The organism is Lentzea sp. HUAS TT2 (assembly GCF_051853195.1).
Lineage (GTDB): Bacteria > Actinomycetota > Actinomycetes > Mycobacteriales > Pseudonocardiaceae > Lentzea.
In genome coordinates, this window is record NZ_CP196667.1 from 4,631,144 (window position 1) to 4,650,189 (window position 19,046).

Below are 19,046 nucleotides of genomic sequence, written 5' to 3' on the forward strand. Positions count from 1 at the left end.
CAAGCCTGGACAGAATCGCTCCGCAGGCTCTTCGGGCCCGTCCGCACCGATGAGCGGCAAACCGATCGGCGGCGTGCGGAGCGGCCAGATGGTCACGACCTTCGGAGTCGGTTCGCTGGTAGCGATCGGTGATCAGTCGTTCGTGGTCAGCGGGATCGACTCGTGGCATGTCAACCGTGATGCTCCGTTGCTCGAGCCCCGCCTTCAGCAGAGGCTGAAGGTCCGGGAGTTCTTCGTGCCCCCGGCTGATGATCTGTCGGCTGGAGACGGAGTCCGCGTCCGGCGCTTTCCGGAGATGTACTCATGTCCGGGGTGCAACGAACTCAAGCCGTACAAGTTCTTCGGTGCGAAGGCGTCGAAGAACCGGTGTTCGTTGTGTGAGAAGACCCTGGTGCCGTCGAGGTTCGTCGTCGCGTGTGAGAACGGACATCTCGACGATTTCCCCTACTGGCAGTGGGTTCACAAGCGGAACACCGTCTCGCAGGGCAAGCACCAGTTGGAGATGCACAGCGATGGTCGCACCGCGTCGTTGCGGTCGGTAGTGATCAAGTGCAGTTGCGGACTGAGCGCCTCGATGGAGGGTGCATTCGGCAAGCGGGCGCTTGCCTTCCTGAAGCTGGAATGCAGCGGTAGGCGACCATGGCTCGGTGCAGGTGCGACGGAACCGAGTTGTGATGCCGTACCGAGGACCCTGCAGCGCGGTGCGTCCGCTGCCTGGTTCGCGATCAACCGCTCGGCTCTGTCGATCCCTCCGTGGTCCGAGACGTTGAGCAAGCACGTCGTGCGTCATCGTCGGACGTTGCAGGGCGCGGCCGGCAAAGCGAACGCGCTGGAGATCGTCCAGGACAGCGGGATTCTCGACGGAACACCTTTCTCCGCCCACGATGCACTCGATGCCTACGAGCGATGGCAGAACATGTCGGAGGACGTCGAAGCAGAGGCCGAGTCCGCTGTTGCGTTGGAAGCGCTCAACCCGTTCCGCCTGGAAGAGTACGAGCCGTTGTGCTTCGGTACGGGTGAAGTCGAACAAGGTGCGGACTTCGAGTGCGTTCGCCCTTCCGACCACGACGTTGCGCCGCCCGCGGGAATCGAGCGGAGCATGCTCGTGAAGCGGCTGCGCGAGGTTCGGGCGCTGTACTCGTTCACCAGGGTCGAAGCTCCCGATGCGCTGCCGGACAAGAGGCGGTTCGCCTCCTTGTCGAAGCAGAAGCTCGACTGGTTGCCCGCGATCGAGGTCAGTGGTGAAGGAGTGTTCCTCGCACTGGACCAGAAGCAGCTGACCAGGTGGGAATCGCAGGCCGAACCGGCGCGCCGCGCGGCGATGATTCGAGACCGTCACACCGACCTCCTCGTCAAGCTCGCGAGGCGGCGGGGCGACGTCAGGTCACGGGACGAACTCCGGTCGCCCGTGTCGGCGCGGTACTTGCTGCTGCACTCCCTCGCTCATGTTCTGATCAACGAGTGGAGCCTGGATTCCGGATATCCGGCGGCTTCACTTCGCGAACGGTTGTACGTCGCCGACGGCAAGACCGGAGTCCTCATCTACACGGCGACGAGCGATTCCGCGGGAAGCCTGGGGGGTGTGATCGCGCAGGGCAAGCACGAGAGGCTGGCGGAGTCGCTGGCTTCGGCGCTGGGCAGGATCGAGTGGTGCTCGCAGGACCCGCCGTGCATGGAGTCGGAGGCCACAGGCGTGGACAGCCTCAACCTCGCAGCCTGCTATGCATGCGTGATGGTGCCGGAGAGCAGCTGCGAGACCAACAACACGTTCCTCGACAGGGCTCTGCTGATCGGAACGCCGGACGATCCGATGACCGGGTACTTCCGGTTCTGCGAGGCTTGAGCGATTCCTGAACACTCGATGGAAAGCAGCCGGCGGGTGTTCGGGAATCAGCTGACTTCGGGCGGCGACGGGTGTCCATCGGGTCGCTGCCGGTCCGACAACGCGTTCGCGAGAACTTCCAAAGCGGCAATGCTCGCCTTCCAGGCGGCCAGCTCGCTGTGAGACGGAACGATCGCCGCTCGCCGGCTGTGCAGGTAGCCACTGGTCAGGTCGTAGATCCGTTGGGCTTGACGAACGCGGGCGGTTGCCTCGGCACGATCCTCCGGCCGCACCTTGGAGACCAGTGCCCACAGGCGCACGTCGATCCGACCGTATGTCGAGATGAACATTCCTGCGGGCAGTGAGTGGGTGACCTGTTCGATCCGCACTCGCAGCAACAGGAGCTCGCAACGGATTCGGAGCGTGGGAGTCGTGCTGGAGGACGCGACCTCCTGCTCACCTGCAGCCGGGGTCCAGGTCACGGGTTTACCGTGCCCAAGAGAGCTGAGCAAAACTGTTCGGTCTGTCCGATGCGCGCAGTCAAGCGGGCATGGTCCGTGTTGAGAGACGACGGGTCTCCGTGACTCGCAGCGTTGAGCTCTGCGAGGTAGGCGCTGTCGGCGAGCAACGTGGCGATCAGCGCCCGAGCAGGATGATCTTCCGCCACCAGCCGCCGCGCGGTCTCCAACGACTTCTTGGTCATCTTCGCCCGCTCCAGCTTCTCGACGGCCTCGGCGAGTTCGGACGACCCGCGGTTGGTTTCGAGCACGAACTCCCGTAGGGCCGCGTCCACGGCCTGCCTGCAGAAGGCGAGGATCAGCATCGACGCTGTCGTCGGGGACAATGTGGTGTGAACCTGGGTGTTCTTGTTCGTGTTGTCCTGCAAAAGCTTCCAGGCATCGGCGATCAGCGCTTCCCACGGATGTGTCGCGTCGACCTGTGTGATGTTGCCGTGCTGGTCCCGGCCCAGCTTGACGACGCAGATTCTCGCCACGTGCCGGCGCAGCACTTCGACGAGCTGTTCGTCGTGCGTTAGCAGGACGAACTGTTTGCCTGTCGCAGCCTTCAGGGCGATCAACTCCGCGAACACGTCCGTGCGGAACTCATCGAACGCGTGCACCGGGTCGTCCAGCACCTGGAACCGGAAGGGTCCGGAACTCTCGGCGCCCAGGAGCAGTGCGAGCACCAGTGCGTTGTACTGGCCCGCGGACAGGACGCCGAGGCCGCCATCGCGGCCGTCCAACGCCAGGCGCAAAGTCGCCGACTCGTTCAGCCCTTGGTCGCTCGAAGCGTCGACTTCGATCGCAACGCCGCCGACGTCTACGTCTGCCAGCAGGGTTCGCAGCGGCCCGTCCACCTCGAGCTCGACGACTGCTCGTCGTCCTTCATGTGTCTCGTCGAACGCCTTCGCGATCCGATCGAGTGCGGTGCGGAGTCCTTCGATGCGCCTGGCTGACCGGCCGTATCTCGATTGCGCGGCCACGAGATCGGCGCAGCAGCGTCGGCGCGCGGCCTGCCAGTGGCCCAGCGCATCGGAAGCGGATGCCAACGTCGTCAACACCGAAGCCAAGTCGCGGTCGAAGTCGGGGTCGTTCGCGATGACGGTGAGGGCGACCCACGCCGAATCCTGATCCGAGCCGGGACGACTTCCCACCAATGGCTCGACCATCGCACGCAGTCGACTCGACCTCACCGCGATCTCCGAGATCAGCTCACCGGAGCGCAAGAGCGGCAACGTGCGGTCAACCAGCAGTTTTGCGAGCTCGGTGAGATCGACCAGCGCGAGGTTGAACTCTTCGCGAACCAGCCGCAGTTCCTGCAGGGTTCGGTCGGCATGATCGCGCCATGCGTCCGCGGTTTCGCCGCACACAGGACACCGGTTTCCGTGCTTGTCCTTGGTGTGCTTGACAAGTTCGGTCAGTGCTGCCAGTCCGTCTCCTGCCCAGAGGACTTCGTCGCCACGATCGCGCGCAGCCTTGTAGCGCTGGACACTGTCTCGTGCGGCCTCTCGCGCTATCGACACCTGGTACTCGAGCCGACGATCGACGTTCAACGTCAGCAAGTCGGTCCGATGTGCCGAGAACGTACCGGCGAACCACTCTGAGATATCGGTGAACGGCGTGTCCGGCACGGACAACGGGGCAGGCCTGCGGACTTCCGGATGCTGGTCGGCGAGATCCTCGTCCAGTTCTGCCAGGGCTGTCACGACGTTGTCCCGAACCCGCGTCCAGCGCCTCAGCGCTGCGGCCGCGTCATCGCGCTCTGAGCTCAACAGTTCCCACAGCGTCCACCACACGCCCCCAAGGCTCAGCGTGTTGTGCAGGAATTCGGTGAGTCGCCCCGTTCGCAGGCTGTGCGCGAGGTGGTCGTATCCCACGACGGGATGGCGGGCGGCGACCGTCGCCGCCCAGCTTTCACCGGGCAGTTCGGTGACACCGTGTGGATCGCCGAACGGTTGCCACAGCACTTCGGACTGCTCGGCTCCGTCCGTCATGCGCCAGGTCGTGATCAACCGATCGTTGCGTTCGTTGTCCAGCCCGACCGACACCACCGACCTGCGCGAATCGGCGTGCACGGCGAACGGCATCCGGGCGTCGTTCCCCGAGAACGCGGTCGCCCGTGCGGTGTTTCCCGACAGCGCCACGTCGAGCGCGTCGGCGATCGTCGATTTCCCAACACCGTTGGACGCGTGCAGAACGACGACGTCCACGGAGCGGGGTAGGTCGAGGACGAGCGGATCGAGCGAGGCGCCCGGCAGTCCAGAGCCGTTCGCGGCACCGCGGAATCCGCTGACGGAAACGGAACGCAGCCGCCAAGGCCCTGTGGCGAGGGCGTCGCGCAGTACGTCCTCCTCGGTGTCCAAGGCAAGCCTGCACTGCTCCAACACCTCGTGGATCAGTGCGTCGGCCTCGTCCTGCGGGCCGTCGGGAAGAAGGATCGCTCGAAGGTCGGCGACTGTCATCGACTGGCGTGCTGCGTTACGCCGGACGGGCGGTGACTCGAACAACGTGCTCCCTCTGCATGCCCACTGCGACTACCGTGCGCAGTAAACCTGTACCGCACTTGTGTGCGCCCTTGCCAACGAACGGGGCAATCGTCACCGGAAGGGATCAAACCGCTGCAGCTTCGCAGAGCCGGTGCGCACGTTGGCGACAAGACCGTTATCGGTGCGGCAGCGGCCCGGCGGTTCCCCGATCCGGGCATGGCGGCGCGATTGTTCGACCGCCATGCTGATGAACGATGATCATCGAGGCGGGATCGGACGACTCCGACGGGTCGGGTGCGATTTCGAGAAGATCTCGGCTGAGGTCGAGGAGCGCAGGGGGATGAGCGGCTGATGGCCACCGTGGTGCTTGCCAAGGAGTTCCAGAAGAACCTCAATCTGGACGGCTCGCTCAAACCGCGTGCGTGGGACCTGCTGCGAAAGCTGAGTTCCGACGAGGATCTCACCGGTCTCAACCTCAAGATTCCCAAGGGCGCAAGGGATTCCAGGGTCCGCGTGGCGAGGGTGACGGACAACCACCGCGCCGTGCTGTTCGCCGCAGGCTCCGCGAACGACCAGTACTTCGTGCTGGTCGCGATCCACGAGCACGACAAGGCGTACGAGTACGCGGAGCAGATCACCATGCGGCTCAACCCGGCCAATGGTGTCTTCGAGGTTCTGCGGGAAGTGACTCCGTCGCAGGACGTCGAGGAATCACATGCGCCGCGGCGCCACGACGACCGGCCGCGCCTCGTGCCGTTCACCGTGGAGGAGCTCGTCGGTATCGGGATCCTGAAGGACGTTGCGGAACAGGCAGTAGATGTCCGAGGAGAGGACGAGCTCCAGGAACTCTGCCTGAACATCCCGGAGTGGCAGGGCGATGCGTTGCTCGACCTGGCCACTGGTTCTGCCCTGGACGTCGTGAGGAGGCGGTACGTCCGGCCGGACAAGGCAGTCCCGACCGACGCGGGTGACTCGGCCCAACTCCGCGACTCGTTGAGTCGAGCCGGGTCGCAGATGCAATTCGTCGTCGTCGAGGGAGACGAACACCTCCGACGCATGTTGGACGGTGACTTCGCCGCCTGGCGAACCTTCCTCCACCCTGATCAGCGTGACCTGATCCAGAAGGACCGCAACGGCGCCTTCCGGGTTGCGGGCGGCGCCGGAACCGGCAAGACCGTTGTGGCGATGCACCGTGCTGTCGCTCTGGCCGATCGCGACTCCGCGGCGAGAGTCCTGGTCACGACGTTCACGCGCAATCTGGCGAACCAGCTGCGTTCGGGTTTGGCGCAGTTGGCGGACGCGGATGTTCTGGACCGGATCGAAGTCGTCAGCATCGGTCGACTTGCTCACAACATCGTGGCGAGGGTGTACGGCGTTGTGTCGACCGTTCCGCCCGAAAACGAGCAGCAGCGCATGTGGCAACGTGCGCTCGACAACGTCACGGATCTCACGCCGGCCGACCGCGCGGTGCTGACGCCGTACTTCATGTCGGTCGAACACCAGCACGTGATCCTCGGCATAAAGTCGGCCGACCTCGATCAATACCTGGCAGAGACGCGCCGGGGCCTCACCAAGATCAGCAGGGTTCAGCGCGCTCGAGTGTGGCGGGTGGTCGAGGAGTTCACCCGTTTGTTGGCGGTCGAGAACTGCACGACGCATGCCCTCGTGGTCGCGAAGGCCGCAGACATCGCCCACACCCCGGAGTTGCCGTCCTCGAACTGCTACGACCACGTCGTCGTCGACGAGGGACAGGACTTGACCCCTGCGCACTGGCGCCTGCTTCGCGGCATCGTTCCCGTGGGGCCAAACGACCTCTTCATCTGCGAAGACGCACACCAACGGATCTATGGACGGCAGGTGGTGCTGAGCAGGTTCGGAATCGAGACACGAGGTCGATCGCAGAAGCTGACCTTGAATTACCGCACCACTCGTCAGGTGCTCGACTACGCGACCACGGTGTTGAGAGGTGGGGAGTTCGTCGATCTTGTCGATCAGGACGAATCGACCACCGGGTACCGCTCGTTGCTCGTCGGTCCCGAGCCGGACGGGTATCCCGCCCGATCGTGGGCGGACGAGAAGCAGTTCGTCGTGAAGACGGTGCAGGACTGGTTGAACGGGGTCAATCCGACCTCGCCAGGCTCCATCGCGGTGCTCGCCTCGCAGAACAACATCCGTGACGAGTTGGCGCACGCCCTGCAGGACGGCGGTGTACCGGCGGTGATCACCAGAGCGGACGGTCCGATGGACGGTGGCGGCGTGCAGGTGGCGACTATGCACCGCGCGAAAGGTACGGAGTTCGCGCGGGTGATCGTCGTCGGCGTAGACGACGACAGCTTCCCGTCGAGGTACCGGCTGACGCATGCGAGTGACGACGAGCGTTCGGTGATCGAAGTGCGCTCGCGTTGCCTGCTCTACGTCGCCTGTACCAGGGCGCGAGATCGGTTGGTCGTCACCTGGACAGGGAGGCGCTCGCGTTTCCTGCCGCTTTCGACCTCGAGCGACTGAAGCACTCCCGACTCGCGACACCATGCATGCATGCCTGGCCCGGCCCGGCCTGGCCGGGACGTGGGCTTGGTCGAGGCGTTCGCTGTCGCGTCGCCGGAGAGTGTGCGCAGGTTCACTGTGAGGAGAGAGGGCAAGGGTCGCGGCCGGTTGCGGGCGGCCGACCTCAGAGCGCCCACCGAGCAGGAACGCGCCTGGGTAAACTCGGGAGCAATGGACACGGAGGTGAACAGCGGTGAACGCCGATGAGCGTCGGTTCGAGGTGCTACGCGCCATCGTCGCCGACTACGTGTCCAACCAGGAGCCCGTGGGGTCGAAGGCCCTGGTCGACCGGCACAACCTGGGTGTGTCGAGCGCGACCGTGCGCAACGACATGGCCGCGCTGGAGGACGAGGGTTACATCGCCCAGCCGCACACCAGCGCCGGGCGCGTGCCGACGGACAAGGGGTACCGGCTCTTCGTCGACAAGCTGAGCGAGATCAAGCCGCTCTCGCAGGCCGAGCGACGGGCCATCCGCAGTTTTCTCGACGGCGCGGTCGACCTCGACGACGTGATGCGCCGCAGCGTGCGGTTGCTCGCGCAGCTCACGCGGCAGGTGGCGGTGATCCAGGTGCCGACGCTGTCGCGTGCGGCCGTGCGTCACCTGGAGGTGCTGCCGATCACGCCGTCGCGGCTGATGCTGGTGCTCATCACCGACACCGGGCGCGTCGACCAGCGGATCGTCGAGCTCGGGGACGTGATCAGCGAGGAGCACACCGCCCAGCTGCGCGGCGTGCTGAACCAGGCGATGGCGGGGCAGCGGCTGGCCGAGGCGAGCGCCAAGGTCGCCGAGCTGCCGGAGGAGGTTCCGCCGAACCTGCGCGACCCGATGCTGCGAGTCGCTACTGTGCTCATCGAGACGCTGGTGGAGCATCCCGAGGAACGGCTGGTGCTCGGCGGCACCGCGAACCTGACCCGCAGCATCACCGACTTCCCCGGCTCGCTGCGGCAGGTGCTGGAGGCGTTGGAGGAGCAGGTCGTCGTGCTCAAGCTGCTCGCCGCCTCCCGCGACCCCGGTCGCGTGCTGGTGCGCATCGGCGAGGAGAACGAGGCCGCTGAGATGCGCAGCACTTCCGTGGTGTCCATCGGCTACGGCAGCCGTGACAATCCGCTCGGGGGCCTGGGCGTCGTCGGACCGACGCGCATGGACTACCCCGGAACCATGGCGGCCGTCCGCGCGGTCGCCAACTACGTCGGTGAGATCCTGACCGGTCGTTGACCACACGTACTTGCAGTAGTTGATGAACATGAAAGCGAACAAGGTGGCCAGGGATTACTACGGCATCCTCGGTGTCTCGCAGGACGCGACGCAGGATGAGATCAAGCGCGCCTATCGCAAGCTCGCCAGGCAGCTGCACCCGGACGTCAATCCCAACGAGGAGGCCCGCTTCAAGGAGGTGACGGCCGCCTACGAGGTGTTGTCGAACCCCGAGAAGCGGCGCGTCGTCGACCTGGGAGGCGACCCGCTCGACTCGGCCGGTGGTGGGCGCGGGGGTGGAGACCCGTTCTCGGGCTTCGGCCTCGGCGACATCATGGACGCCTTCTTCGGCGCCTCGACCGGTGGCGGCCGCGGGCCGCGCAGCCGGGTGCAGCCGGGTTCCGACGCGTTGATCCGGCTCGACATGACGCTGGAGGAGTGCGCGGCGGGCGCCACCCGTGAGCTCACGGTCGACACGGCGATCCTGTGCGACCGCTGCCACGGCGCCGGCACCCAGAACAACTCCAAGCCGGTCCAGTGCGACACCTGCCACGGCCGCGGCGAGGTCCAGTCGGTGCAGCGCTCGTTCCTCGGCCAGGTCGTGACGTCCCGCCCGTGCCCGGTGTGCCGCGGGTACGGCGAGGTCATCCCCGACCCGTGCCAGCAGTGCGCCGGTGACGGCCGCACGCGGTCGCGCCGCACGATCTCCGTGAACATCCCCGCCGGTGTCGCCGAGGGCATGCGCGTGCGTCTCGCGGGCCAGGGCGAGGTCGGTCCCGGCGGTGGCCCGGCAGGCGATCTCTACGTCGAGGTCGAGGAGCACCCGCACGAGATCTTCGAACGCGACGGCGCCGACCTGCACTGCATCGTCCAGATCCCGATGACGACGGCCGCCCTGGGCGCCACGTTGCCGCTGAAGACCCTGGACGGCGAGGAAGAACTGCAGATCGACCCCGGCACGCAGCCGGGCACGCAGCTCGTCATGGCCGGCCGCGGCATGCCGAAGCTGCGGTCCACCGGCCGCGTCGACGGCCGTGGCGACCTGCACGTGCACCTCGAGGTCCTGGTGCCGACCAAGCTCGACGCCGCCCAGTCCGCGTTGCTGCGCGACCTCGCCGACCTGCGCGGCGAGAACGAGCCCTCCCTGTCGCACAACGGCAAGGGCGGCGGCGGGCTGTTCGCCCGCCTGCGTGCCTCGCGCGGCCACCGGTGACGCTGCCCGTCTTCCTCGTCGCGTCGTTGCCGGCCGGCGAGGAGTTCGTGCTGGACGGCCCGGAAGGGCGCCACGCCGCGACGGTCAAGCGTCTGCGCGTGGGTGAGGAGCTCGTGCTGTCGGACGGTTCCGGTGCCCAGGTGCGCTGTGCCGTGACGGCCGTGGAGAAGGACGCCCTGGCGTTGCGCGTGGTCGAGCGCTGGGTGGAGCCCGAACCGACGCCGCGCGTGGTGCTCGCCCAGGCCTTGGTGAAGGGCGACCGCGGCGAGCTCGCGGTCGAACTCGCCACCGAGGCCGGGGTGGACGGAGTGGTGCCGTGGCGCGCCGCCCGGTGCATCACCAAGTGGGAGGACGGGCCGCGCGGCGCGAAAGCGTTGGGGCGCTGGCGATCCACGGTGCGCGAGGCGGCGAAGCAGGCACGCCGTTCGCGGGTGCCGGTCGTCGACGAACCCGTGAGCACGACTCAGCTTTCTCATCGCGTGTCGTCGTCGGCGCTCACCCTCGTGTTGCACGAGAGCGCGACCGAACGGCTGGCCGATGTCGCGTTGCCCGAATCCGGGGACGTGCTGCTCGTGGTGGGTCCCGAAGGCGGAATCACGCCAGAGGAGCTCGACGCCCTGCGATCTTCGGGTGCACGGATCGTCCGATTGGGCCCAACCGTTCTGCGTGCATCTACCGCCGCAGCGGTTGCTCTTGGTGCCATTGGGGTACGTACTGCTCGGTGGTGACCCCGATCACTACCGAGATGAACATCGGATGGATTGGCTTGACGGAAGTTGTAGCGAATCCCAGGCAAGTGGGGTTACCCTGGTTCGTAGAGGGGCTGATTGGTCTATCCGGAAACGGAGTAGACGAATAGGCTCTTCTGACCAAAAGACTCGCCGGACACCTCCCCCCTCGGTCCGGCGTCGGCGCCTCGCGGCGAAGCGACCCCCAGGCTTCGGACCGCGAGGCGCCCCTTTTGGTTTTGGCGCCTGCTGCGAGCGCCTGCCTGCCGTCTGGCCTGCGACTTCGTCATCTCCTATCGAACTCATGTGCCGCCTGGCGAATTCTTGCCCGTCACGTAAGTTCTGCGTGTGCAGCGAATTGCTTACGGTGACCACCCCAGTCAGTTCGGCGAGCTTTACCTTCCTGCTGACGTTGCGCAGGGTGCTGTTGTCGTCATTCACGGTGGTTTTTGGCATCAGCGATACGGCCTGGAACTCGGACGGCCTCTTGCGGACGCGCTCGTCGCCGAAGGATTCGCCGTCTGGAACATCGAGTACCGGCGCGTGGGTGGCGGCGGAGGGTGGCCGCAGACCGGTGAGGACGTGCTCGCCGCCATCGACGCGGTCGACATCGGGCCCGTCGTGACGCTCGGGCACAGCGCCGGAGGCCACCTCGCTGTGTGGGCGGCCAAGCACAGCGCGCGAGTGGTCGGAGCGGTCGCCCAAGCCGCCGTGCTGGACTTCACGCGGCACATCACGCCGCGGGCGTTGGAGCTGTGCAGCGAGGAGCAGTTCGCGCAGGCCTCGCCGGCCGCGCTGGTCCCCATCGGCAAGCCGGTGGTGTGCGTGCACGGTGATCAGGACGAGGACGTTCCGGTCGAGCAGTCGATCGGGTTCTGCGCCGCGGAGCCGCAGGCGGAGCTCGTCGTGGTGGAAGGGGCCGGGCACATGGACATGATCACGCCGGGCACCGAGTCCTGGGAGCGGTGCCGCGCGGCTGTCGTTCGGCTCGCCCGCGACTGCTAGAAAGGGCCGGTGCCGAAGGTTGTCGACCATGAGGAACGCCGCCGCGAACTCGCCGAGGCCGTGTGGCGCATCGTGCAGCGGGACGGGATAGACCACGCGTCCGTGCGCGCCGTCGCCGCTGAGTCCGGGTGGTCGAGCGGGTCGCTGCGCCACTACTTCCCGACGCAGGACGCGTTGCTGGGGTTCGCGATGGAGCTCGCGTACCGGCGGTTCATCGCGCGGCTGGAGAAGATCGACACCACCGCGGGGAACCGGGAGGTGTTGCGGTCCTTCGCGCACGAAATGCTGGCGATGGACGACGACCGCCGGGTCGAGGCCGCGGTGCTGTTGTCGTTCCTGCCGCGGGCGATGGTCGAGCCCTCGTTGCACGAGCTGGAACGCCTTGGCACGCGGGAGTTGTACGGCGAGATCGCCCGCGTTCTCGGTGCCGCGCAGGAAGCCGGTGAGCTGCGCGACGGCGTGGTGCCGATGAAGGCCGCGCGGCGGTTCATCGTGCTGATCGACGGTCTCAACATCCACCACGGGCTCGGGCCCGACGAGCTCACCGTCGCCGACATGGTCGAGGCCGTCGACGAGCAGCTGGACCGGCTCTTCGCTTAGCTTGGGGCATGTCCTGTTTGTTCTGCCGCATCGTCGCCGGTGACGTTCCCGCGACGGTCGTGCACGAGACCAAGACGACGCTGGCGTTCCGCGACATCCAGCCCAAGGCGCCCGTGCACGTGCTGGTTATCCCGCGCGAGCACGTGCCGAACGCCGTCGACCTCGACGCCGAGCAGCTCGGCGACCTCTTCGCCGCCGCGAAGGAGGTCGCCGAGGCCGAGGGCGTGGCCGAGTCGGGCTACCGGCTGCTGTTCAACACCGGGCCCGACAGCGGGCAGGAGGTCTTCCACGCCCACCTGCACGTGCTGGGCGGCCGGCGTCTTTAGCCCAGGGCCTGCAACAACGGGGCGCGGTAGCGGGTGCGGTCGCCGGGCAGCTGCTCGGCGCCGCGGACCATCCAGGTGGCCTCGCCCCACGACTCCAGGCCGTGCTCGCGCACGAACGCGATCACCTCCGGGTCGTGCACGTCCACGCGCACGCTGGGGCTGCCCGCGGCGCAGTCGGCGATGAGCGCGCACGCGTCGGCGGGGGAGTCCGCGATGACCGGGCCGATGAGCAGGCGTGCCTCGCGCACCTGCCACGAGCCCGCGATGCCGTGGTCCGAGATCCGGACAGACCCCATGGTCAGCAACGACTCCCACAGGTACGGCCGGGTGAGGCCGGTGACCTTGGTGTCGAGCGCGACGAGGTCGTCGAGGTCCGCGCGCGTGGCGATATGCGATATATCGGCTGCCGGTCCCGTGAACCTGCCGGCGTGGATGTCGGTGAAGCCGACGGCGTGGAAGCCGAGCTGCTCGTACAACGGGCGGCCCATCGCCGTCGCGAACAACGTCGAGACATCCGTATCCAATACATGGGATACCAGCCGGCGGGCGCGGCCCTGACGCGCGGCGCGTTCGGCGACCAGCACCATGCTGATCGACGTCAGCTCCGGATAGCGCGTCGCGATCGTCGTGCCGACGAGGCCGTCGTCGTCGAACAGCCCCCAGCCTTCGCCGTGCGTCAGCAGGAACTCCCATTTGCTCTCCTCGCGCGGCCACGACCGGCTCTCCGCCAGGTCGGAGCACGCGGGGATGTCGTCCAAGGTCAGTCGTCGCAGTTCCACAGATCCCCCAGTCATCCCAGTGCGAGCGACGCGGGCGCGAAGTACCGCGTCCGGTCACCGCCGACGTCATCGACGCCGTGCACCATCAGTGCGCAGGCTCCGCGCACCTCGTAGCCCTTGCCCGACAGGAACGCCTCGACGTCCGGGTCGCTCACGTCGACGCGGGACGGCCCTGCACCCGCGGCCACGTCAGCGATGATCTCGCACGCCGCCGCCGCGTTCGGCGCTACCAGCGGACCGATGACCAACGTCTCACCCATGACCCGCGTGCAGACGAACCCGTCCTCCGCGACGTGGGGCGTGTACACCGACGACCCGCCGAACACGTGCGCCCAGAACGCGTCCCGCGTGAACCCGCTCGCCGCCTTGTCCAGCGCCACCACCGCGGGCAGGTCATCGGCCGTTGCTCGCCGCGTCACGCCGGCAGCCTCACCGGCGATCTCACCGTGGTACTCCGACGCACGCCCGACCAAGTGAAAGCCGAGCCGCCGATACAGCGGTTCGCCCATGTCCGTCGCGTACAGCACGGACGGACCGGCATCCAATACATTGGATATCAGCGCACCCGCGATGCCCCTGCGCTCGGCCCACGAACCGACCAGCACGCCGCTGATGGCCTGCATCTCGGGGTACGGGGTGACCAGGGTCGTGCCGAGCAGCCCCGTCTCGTCGAAGGCGCCGAAGCCCGGGCCGAGCGACAGCAGCATCTCCCACTGCGCGGGCGTCCAGCCCCAACCCCGGTCCGTGACCAGCTTCATGCACTCGGGTACGTCGTCGACACCAAGCCTGCGGATCTCCACGGTTCATGAGCACACACCGTGAGCAAAGCGGTAGCCACCCATTTTCGGCCGGACTAGCATCGTCGGCACCAGATCCGAGCGACAGGAAGCAGGCCGGGGCCACGTGGCCGACGTAACACAGCAGAACAACAAGGAAGGTCAGTCCCGGTTCGCCGTGCCGGAAGGTGCGGTGCTCACGCTGCTCGGGTCGCGCGACGAGAACCTCCGGCTCGCGGAGGAACTGCTCGACGCCGACGTGCACGTGCGCGGGAACGAGATCACCTTGTCCGGCGACCCCGCCGACGTGGCCTTCGCCGAGCGCGTCTTCTCCGAACTGATCACCCTCGCGGGCCGCGGCCAGGCCATCGACCAGAACGCCGTGCGCCGCATCGTCGCGATGCTCAGCGCGAACGAGGCCGAGTCGCCCGCCGAGGTCCTGAGCCTCGACATCGTCAGCCGCCGCGGCCGCACCATCAGGCCGAAGACGCTGAACCAGAAGCACTACGTCGACGCGATCGACAAGAACACGATCGTGTTCGGCATCGGCCCCGCGGGCACCGGCAAGACCTACCTCGCCATGGCCAAGGCCGTGCAGGCGCTGCAGGCCAAGCAGGTCAACCGGATCATCCTCACCCGCCCCGCGGTCGAGGCCGGCGAGCGCCTGGGCTACCTGCCGGGCACGCTCAACGAGAAGATCGACCCGTACCTGCGCCCGCTCTACGACGCGCTGCACGACATGATGGATCCGGATGCGATCCCGCGCCTCATGCAGGCCGGCACGATCGAGGTCGCACCCCTCGCATACATGCGGGGCAGGACGTTGAACGACGCGTTCATCATCCTCGACGAGGCGCAGAACACGACTCCCGAGCAGATGAAGATGTTCCTCACCCGCCTCGGCTTCGGCTCGAAGGTGGTCGTCACGGGTGACATCACCCAGGTCGACCTCCCCGGCGGTCAGCGCAGCGGCCTGCGCGTGGTCAGGGACATCCTCGAGGGCGTCGATGACGTGCACTTCTCGATCCTGACCAGCCAGGACGTGGTGCGTCACCGCCTGGTCGGCGACATCGTCGAGGCGTACGACAAGTGGCAGGTCCAGCAGGACGCCGTGGACCAGAACGAGCAACACCACGGACCCGGTGCACGCCGGGGTAACCAGCGGCGGGGACGATAGGCGCCGTGAGCATCGAGATCGCCAACGAGTCGGGTGTCGGAGTCGACGAAGGATCCATCGTCTCCGCCGCCCGCTTCGCGCTGGACCGCATGGGCGTGAGCCCGCTGGCCGAGTTGTCCGTGCTGCTGGTTGAGCTGGACGTGATGGCCGACCTGCACGAGCGCTGGATGGACCTGCCGGGTCCGACGGACGTCATGGCCTTCCCCATGGACGAGCTGGACTCCGCGCGCCGCCCCGACGCCGCCGGGCTCGGGCCCGCGCTGCTCGGGGACATCGTGCTGTGCCCCGCGTTCGCCAAGGACCAGGCCAAGAAGGCGGGCCACGGCCTGCTGGACGAGCTGCACCTGCTGACCGTGCACGGCGTGCTGCACCTGCTCGGCTACGACCACGCCGAGCCCGCCGAGGAACGTGAGATGTTCACGTTGCAGAACCGCATCCTCGGCGACTTCCGCACCGCTCGTGACGAAGCCGAAAGGGCCGCTCACCAGCGCAGCACCGACGACAAGGTGCTCGGCGCGGTCGGCCTGGACGAGAAGAACGAAGAAGCCTGACGCGATGATCGCGAACCCTGCCAGTGTGATCGTGCTGGCCGTTCTGCTCGTGCTCGCCGCCGGACTGTTCGCGTGTGTGGATGCCGCTCTCGGCACCGTGTCACGCGCACGGGTGGAGGCCCTGCAACGGCAGGGTCGCTGGGGCACCGGGCAGTTGCTGCAGGTCCTCAACGACCGGCCACGGCACGTCAACCTGTTGTTGCTCCTGCGTCTCGCGTGCGAGATGTCGGCGGCGGTGCTGACGACGACGGTGTTCCTCGACTTCGTGGAGCAGGACTGGCTCGCCGTCCTGTACGCGTGCCTGAGCATGCTCATCGTGTCGTACGTGCTCGTCGGCGTCGGACCGCGCACCCTCGGCCGTCAGCACCCGTACGCAGTGAGCCTGCTCGCGGCGGGCACGGTGCGGCAGCTCGGCCGTGTGCTCGGGCCGCTGTCCAAGCTCCTGATCCTCATCGGTAACGCCATCACGCCCGGCAAGGGCTTCCGCGAGGGCCCGTTCAGCTCCGAGGTCGAGCTGCGCGAGCTCGTCGACATGGCGCAGGAACGCGGCGTCGTGGACGAGGGCGAGCGCGAGATGATCCACTCGGTGTTCGAGCTGGGCGACACGATCACGCGCGAGATCATGGTGCCGCGCACCGAGATCGTGTGGATCGAGCAGTCCAAGTCGCTGCGGCAGGCACTCGCGCTGTCGTTGCGCACCGGCTACACCCGCGTCCCCGTGATCGGCGAGAGCGTGGACGACGTGCTCGGCGTGGTGAACCTCAAGGACCTGATGCGGGCCACGCTCGCCGAGGGCGAGGACCCGAAGTGCGTCTCCGAGCTGATGCGCCCGATGAGCTTCATCCCCGACTCGAAGCCGATCGCGGACCTGCTGCGCGAGATGCAGGTGTCGCGCCGGCACATGGCGATCGTCGTGGACGAGTACGGCGGCACCGCGGGCCTGCTGACCATCGAGGACATCCTCGAGGAGATCGTCGGCGAGATCACGGACGAGTCCGACACCGACGACCGCCCGCCGGTCGAGCACCTGGAGGACGGCGCGGTGCGGGTCAGCGCGCGCCTGCCGGTGGACGACCTGGACGCGTTGTTCGGCACGGAGCTCGACGACCACGAGGTCGAGACCGTCGGAGGCCTGCTCGCGCAACGGCTCGGCCGCGTGCCGTTGCCCGGCACCGAGGCGGAGATCGCCGGCCTGCGCATGCGGGCAGAGGGCGGCAAGGACGAACGCGGCCGCATCCGGGTGACGACAGTGCTCGTGCGCCCCGTGCAGAAGGAGAACGAGGATGACTGACGTCGATCCGGAGAACGCCAAGCTCGTGACGCTCGCGAGATCCGTGCGCGCGCGCAACGGCGCCGAGGAGGGCGCGGCGGTGCGGGACCTCGACGGCCGCACCTACAACGCCTCCACGGTCTCGTTGCCGTCGCTGAAGCTGACCGCTCTGCAGGCGGCGGTCTCGGCCGCTGTGTCGAGTGGCGCGCAAGGGTTGGAGGCGGCGGCGGTCGTCACCGAGGCGAACCGGATCGACGGGGAGTCGCTCGCGGCCGTGCGTGATCTGACGCCGTCCGGCCCCGTGCTCCTGGCGAGCGTCTCCGGTGAGGTGCGCAAGCAGTTCTGAGCGGCCGGAAGGCCCCCCGAACGGGCATAACCAGCAAGGGGGACAATGGACGGATGGATGGTTACCGCTCCGGGTTCGCGTGCTTCGTCGGCCGCCCGAACGCAGGGAAGTCGACGCTGACGAACGCGCTGGTGGGCTCGAAGGTCGCCATCACGTCCAGCAAGCCGCAGACCACGCGCCACACGATCCGCGGCATCGTGCACCGCGAGGACGGCCAGCTCGTGCTGGTCGACACCCCCGGCCTGCACCGGCCGCGCACGCTGCTCGGCCAGCGGCTCAACGACCTGGTGCGCGAGACGTGGTCGGAGGTCGACGTCGTCGGCTTCTGCGTGCCCGCCGACCAGAAGGTCGGCCCCGGTGACAAGTTCATCGCCGCCGAGCTGGAGAAGGTCGCCAAGCGCACGCCCGTGGTCGGCATCGTCACGAAGACCGACCTGGTGTCGCAGCAGCAGGTGATGGAACAGCTGCTCGCGCTGCAGAAGGTCATGGAGTTCGCCGAGATCATCCCGGTGTCCGCGGTCGACGGCTTCCAGGTCGACGAGCTGAGCGACCTGCTGCTCAAGAAGCTGCCGGAGGGCCCGCAGCTGTTCCCGGACGGCGACCTGACCGACGAGCCGGAGCAGACGCTGGTCGCCGAGCTCATCCGCGAGGCCGCGCTGGAGGGTGTGCGCGACGAGCTGCCGCACTCCATCGCCGTGGTCGTCGAGGAGATGCAGGCGCGCGAGGGCCGCAAGGACCTGATCGACATTCACGCGTTCGTGTTCGTGGAGCGGCCGTCGCAGAAGGCGATCATCCTGGGCCACCGCGGCGAGCGGCTCAAGCAGGTCGGCACGGCCGCGCGCAAGCAGATCGAGGCGCTGCTCGGGTCGCGGGTGTACCTGGACCTGCACATCAAGATCGCCAAGGACTGGCAGCGGGACCCGAAGCAGTTGCGCCGCCTGGGTTTCTGATGGTGGGTCTCTGATGGCGAACCTGTACCGCGACACCGGCATCGTGCTTCGTGTGCAGAAGCTCGGTGAAGCGGACCGGATCATCACCTTCCTGACCCAGAAGCACGGCAAGCTCCGCGCCGTGGCCAAGGGCGTGCGCCGCACGTCGTCGAAGTTCGGCGCGCGGCTGGAGCCGTTCTGCCACGTCGACGTGCAGTTCCACCCCGGCCGGTCGCTCGACATCATCACGCAGGTGCAGACGCTGGACGCGTTCGGCGTCGGCATCGTCACCGACTACCAGCGCTACACGGCGGCGTGCGCGATCCTGGAGACCGCGGACCGGCTCACGGCCGAAGAAGGCGAACCGGTCCTGCGGCTCTACATGCTCGTGGCCGGGGCGCTGCGCGCGTTGTCGAACGGCGAGCGCGACCCGTCGCTGCTGCTGGACGCGTTCCTCATGCGTGCGATGGCGTTCGCGGGATGGGCGCCTGCAGTGAACGAGTGCGCGAAGTGCGGCAATCCCGGTCCGCACCGGGCGTTCAGCATCCAGGCCGGCGGATCGTGCTGCCCGACCTGCCGTCCCGCCGGCTCCTCGTCGCCCTCCCAGGACACGCTGGCGCTGCTCTCGGCGCTGCTGCACGGCCAGTGGAACGTGGTCGACGAGATCCCTCACCTGGCCCGCCGTGACGCGAGTGGCCTGGTCGCGGCGCACCTGCAGTGGCACCTCGAACGGCAGCTGCGGTCGTTGCCGTTGGTCGAGCGAAAGACGCAGCCGGCCGACGGCTAATGTGGCGGCTAC

At 67.5% G+C, this 19,046-nt stretch carries 18 protein-coding genes; 14 read left to right on the plus strand and 4 right to left on the minus strand.

The annotated features are described in order from the left end of the window. Positions 1 to 49: 49 nt before the first annotated feature. A complete protein-coding gene (drmB, locus tag ACSHWB_RS23190; protein ID WP_439664094.1) occupies positions 50 to 1,843 on the plus strand; it encodes a DrmB family protein in 1,794 nt (597 codons plus the stop codon). 47 nt (positions 1,844 to 1,890) lie between these two features. Here drmB and ACSHWB_RS23195 read toward each other — a convergent pair whose 3' ends face one another. Next, positions 1,891 to 2,211: a hypothetical protein gene (locus tag ACSHWB_RS23195; protein ID WP_439664095.1), complete on the minus strand. Its 321-nt coding sequence runs from the start codon at positions 2,209 to 2,211 to the stop codon at positions 1,891 to 1,893. A gap of 89 nt (positions 2,212 to 2,300) precedes the next feature. Continuing rightward, a complete protein-coding gene (locus ACSHWB_RS23200; RefSeq protein ID WP_439664096.1) occupies positions 2,301 to 4,784 on the minus strand; it encodes a hypothetical protein in 2,484 nt (827 codons plus the stop codon). 375 nt (positions 4,785 to 5,159) lie between these two features. On the opposite strand from ACSHWB_RS23200, the gene ACSHWB_RS23205 reads away from it, so the two are divergent. The 7 genes from ACSHWB_RS23205 to ACSHWB_RS23235 all read left to right on the plus strand — a co-directional run bounded on the left by ACSHWB_RS23205 (position 5,160) and on the right by ACSHWB_RS23235 (position 12,419). After that, positions 5,160 to 7,313 (plus strand): 3'-5' exonuclease, encoded by a 2,154-nt coding sequence (locus ACSHWB_RS23205; protein WP_439664097.1) that lies wholly within the window; start codon positions 5,160 to 5,162, stop codon positions 7,311 to 7,313. Positions 7,314 to 7,545: 232 nt separating this feature from the next. Continuing rightward, positions 7,546 to 8,568, plus strand: a complete 1,023-nt coding sequence (gene hrcA / locus ACSHWB_RS23210) for a heat-inducible transcriptional repressor HrcA (protein WP_439664098.1) — start codon at positions 7,546 to 7,548, stop codon at positions 8,566 to 8,568. 43 nt (positions 8,569 to 8,611) lie between these two features. Then, positions 8,612 to 9,760, plus strand: coding sequence for a molecular chaperone DnaJ (gene dnaJ, locus ACSHWB_RS23215; protein WP_439664653.1), 1,149 nt, complete (start codon positions 8,612 to 8,614; stop codon positions 9,758 to 9,760). After that, positions 9,757 to 10,488 carry a 16S rRNA (uracil(1498)-N(3))-methyltransferase gene (locus ACSHWB_RS23220; protein ID WP_439664099.1) on the plus strand — a complete coding sequence of 244 codons (732 nt, stop codon included), beginning with the start codon at positions 9,757 to 9,759 and terminating at the stop codon, positions 10,486 to 10,488. Before dnaJ ends, ACSHWB_RS23220 begins: the two co-directional genes overlap by 4 nt. A 348-nt stretch (positions 10,489 to 10,836) precedes the next feature. Continuing rightward, complete coding sequence (locus ACSHWB_RS23225) at positions 10,837 to 11,493, plus strand: alpha/beta hydrolase (protein ID WP_439664100.1); 657 nt, start codon at positions 10,837 to 10,839, stop codon at positions 11,491 to 11,493. 9 nt (positions 11,494 to 11,502) lie between these two features. After that, positions 11,503 to 12,093, plus strand: coding sequence for a TetR/AcrR family transcriptional regulator (locus ACSHWB_RS23230; protein ID WP_439664101.1), 591 nt, complete (start codon positions 11,503 to 11,505; stop codon positions 12,091 to 12,093). An 8-nt stretch (positions 12,094 to 12,101) separates the two neighbouring features. Further along, positions 12,102 to 12,419 carry a histidine triad nucleotide-binding protein gene (locus tag ACSHWB_RS23235; RefSeq protein WP_439664102.1) on the plus strand — a complete coding sequence of 106 codons (318 nt, stop codon included), beginning with the start codon at positions 12,102 to 12,104 and terminating at the stop codon, positions 12,417 to 12,419. Here the strand turns inward: ACSHWB_RS23235 and ACSHWB_RS23240 are convergent. Beyond that, entirely contained in the window at positions 12,416 to 13,198 is a 783-nt protein-coding gene (locus ACSHWB_RS23240; protein WP_439664103.1) for a GNAT family N-acetyltransferase, read from the minus strand. The genes ACSHWB_RS23235 and ACSHWB_RS23240 overlap by 4 nt on opposite strands. Before the next feature lie 11 nt (positions 13,199 to 13,209). After that, positions 13,210 to 13,998 carry a GNAT family N-acetyltransferase gene (locus ACSHWB_RS23245; protein ID WP_439664104.1) on the minus strand — a complete coding sequence of 263 codons (789 nt, stop codon included), beginning with the start codon at positions 13,996 to 13,998 and terminating at the stop codon, positions 13,210 to 13,212. A gap of 103 nt (positions 13,999 to 14,101) precedes the next feature. Between ACSHWB_RS23245 and ACSHWB_RS23250 the strand changes: the two genes are divergently transcribed. From ACSHWB_RS23250 to recO, 6 genes are read left to right on the plus strand one after another with little or no spacing between them, the layout of a single operon-like run. Beyond that, positions 14,102 to 15,151 (plus strand): PhoH family protein, encoded by a 1,050-nt coding sequence (locus tag ACSHWB_RS23250; RefSeq protein ID WP_439664105.1) that lies wholly within the window; start codon positions 14,102 to 14,104, stop codon positions 15,149 to 15,151. Positions 15,152 to 15,156: 5 nt separating this feature from the next. Further along, positions 15,157 to 15,702, plus strand: coding sequence for an rRNA maturation RNase YbeY (gene ybeY / locus ACSHWB_RS23255; protein WP_030474423.1), 546 nt, complete (start codon positions 15,157 to 15,159; stop codon positions 15,700 to 15,702). 4 nt (positions 15,703 to 15,706) lie between these two features. Further along, a complete protein-coding gene (locus ACSHWB_RS23260) occupies positions 15,707 to 16,993 on the plus strand; it encodes a hemolysin family protein (RefSeq protein WP_439664106.1) in 1,287 nt (428 codons plus the stop codon). Further along, positions 16,986 to 17,318: a cytidine deaminase gene (locus tag ACSHWB_RS23265; RefSeq protein WP_439664107.1), complete on the plus strand. Its 333-nt coding sequence runs from the start codon at positions 16,986 to 16,988 to the stop codon at positions 17,316 to 17,318. Before ACSHWB_RS23260 ends, ACSHWB_RS23265 begins: the two co-directional genes overlap by 8 nt. 53 nt (positions 17,319 to 17,371) lie before the next feature. Then, positions 17,372 to 18,268: a GTPase Era gene (gene era / locus ACSHWB_RS23270; protein WP_439664108.1), complete on the plus strand. Its 897-nt coding sequence runs from the start codon at positions 17,372 to 17,374 to the stop codon at positions 18,266 to 18,268. 13 nt (positions 18,269 to 18,281) lie between these two features. Next, positions 18,282 to 19,034, plus strand: a complete 753-nt coding sequence (recO, locus tag ACSHWB_RS23275; protein WP_439664109.1) for a DNA repair protein RecO — start codon at positions 18,282 to 18,284, stop codon at positions 19,032 to 19,034. Positions 19,035 to 19,046: the final 12 nt, after the last annotated feature.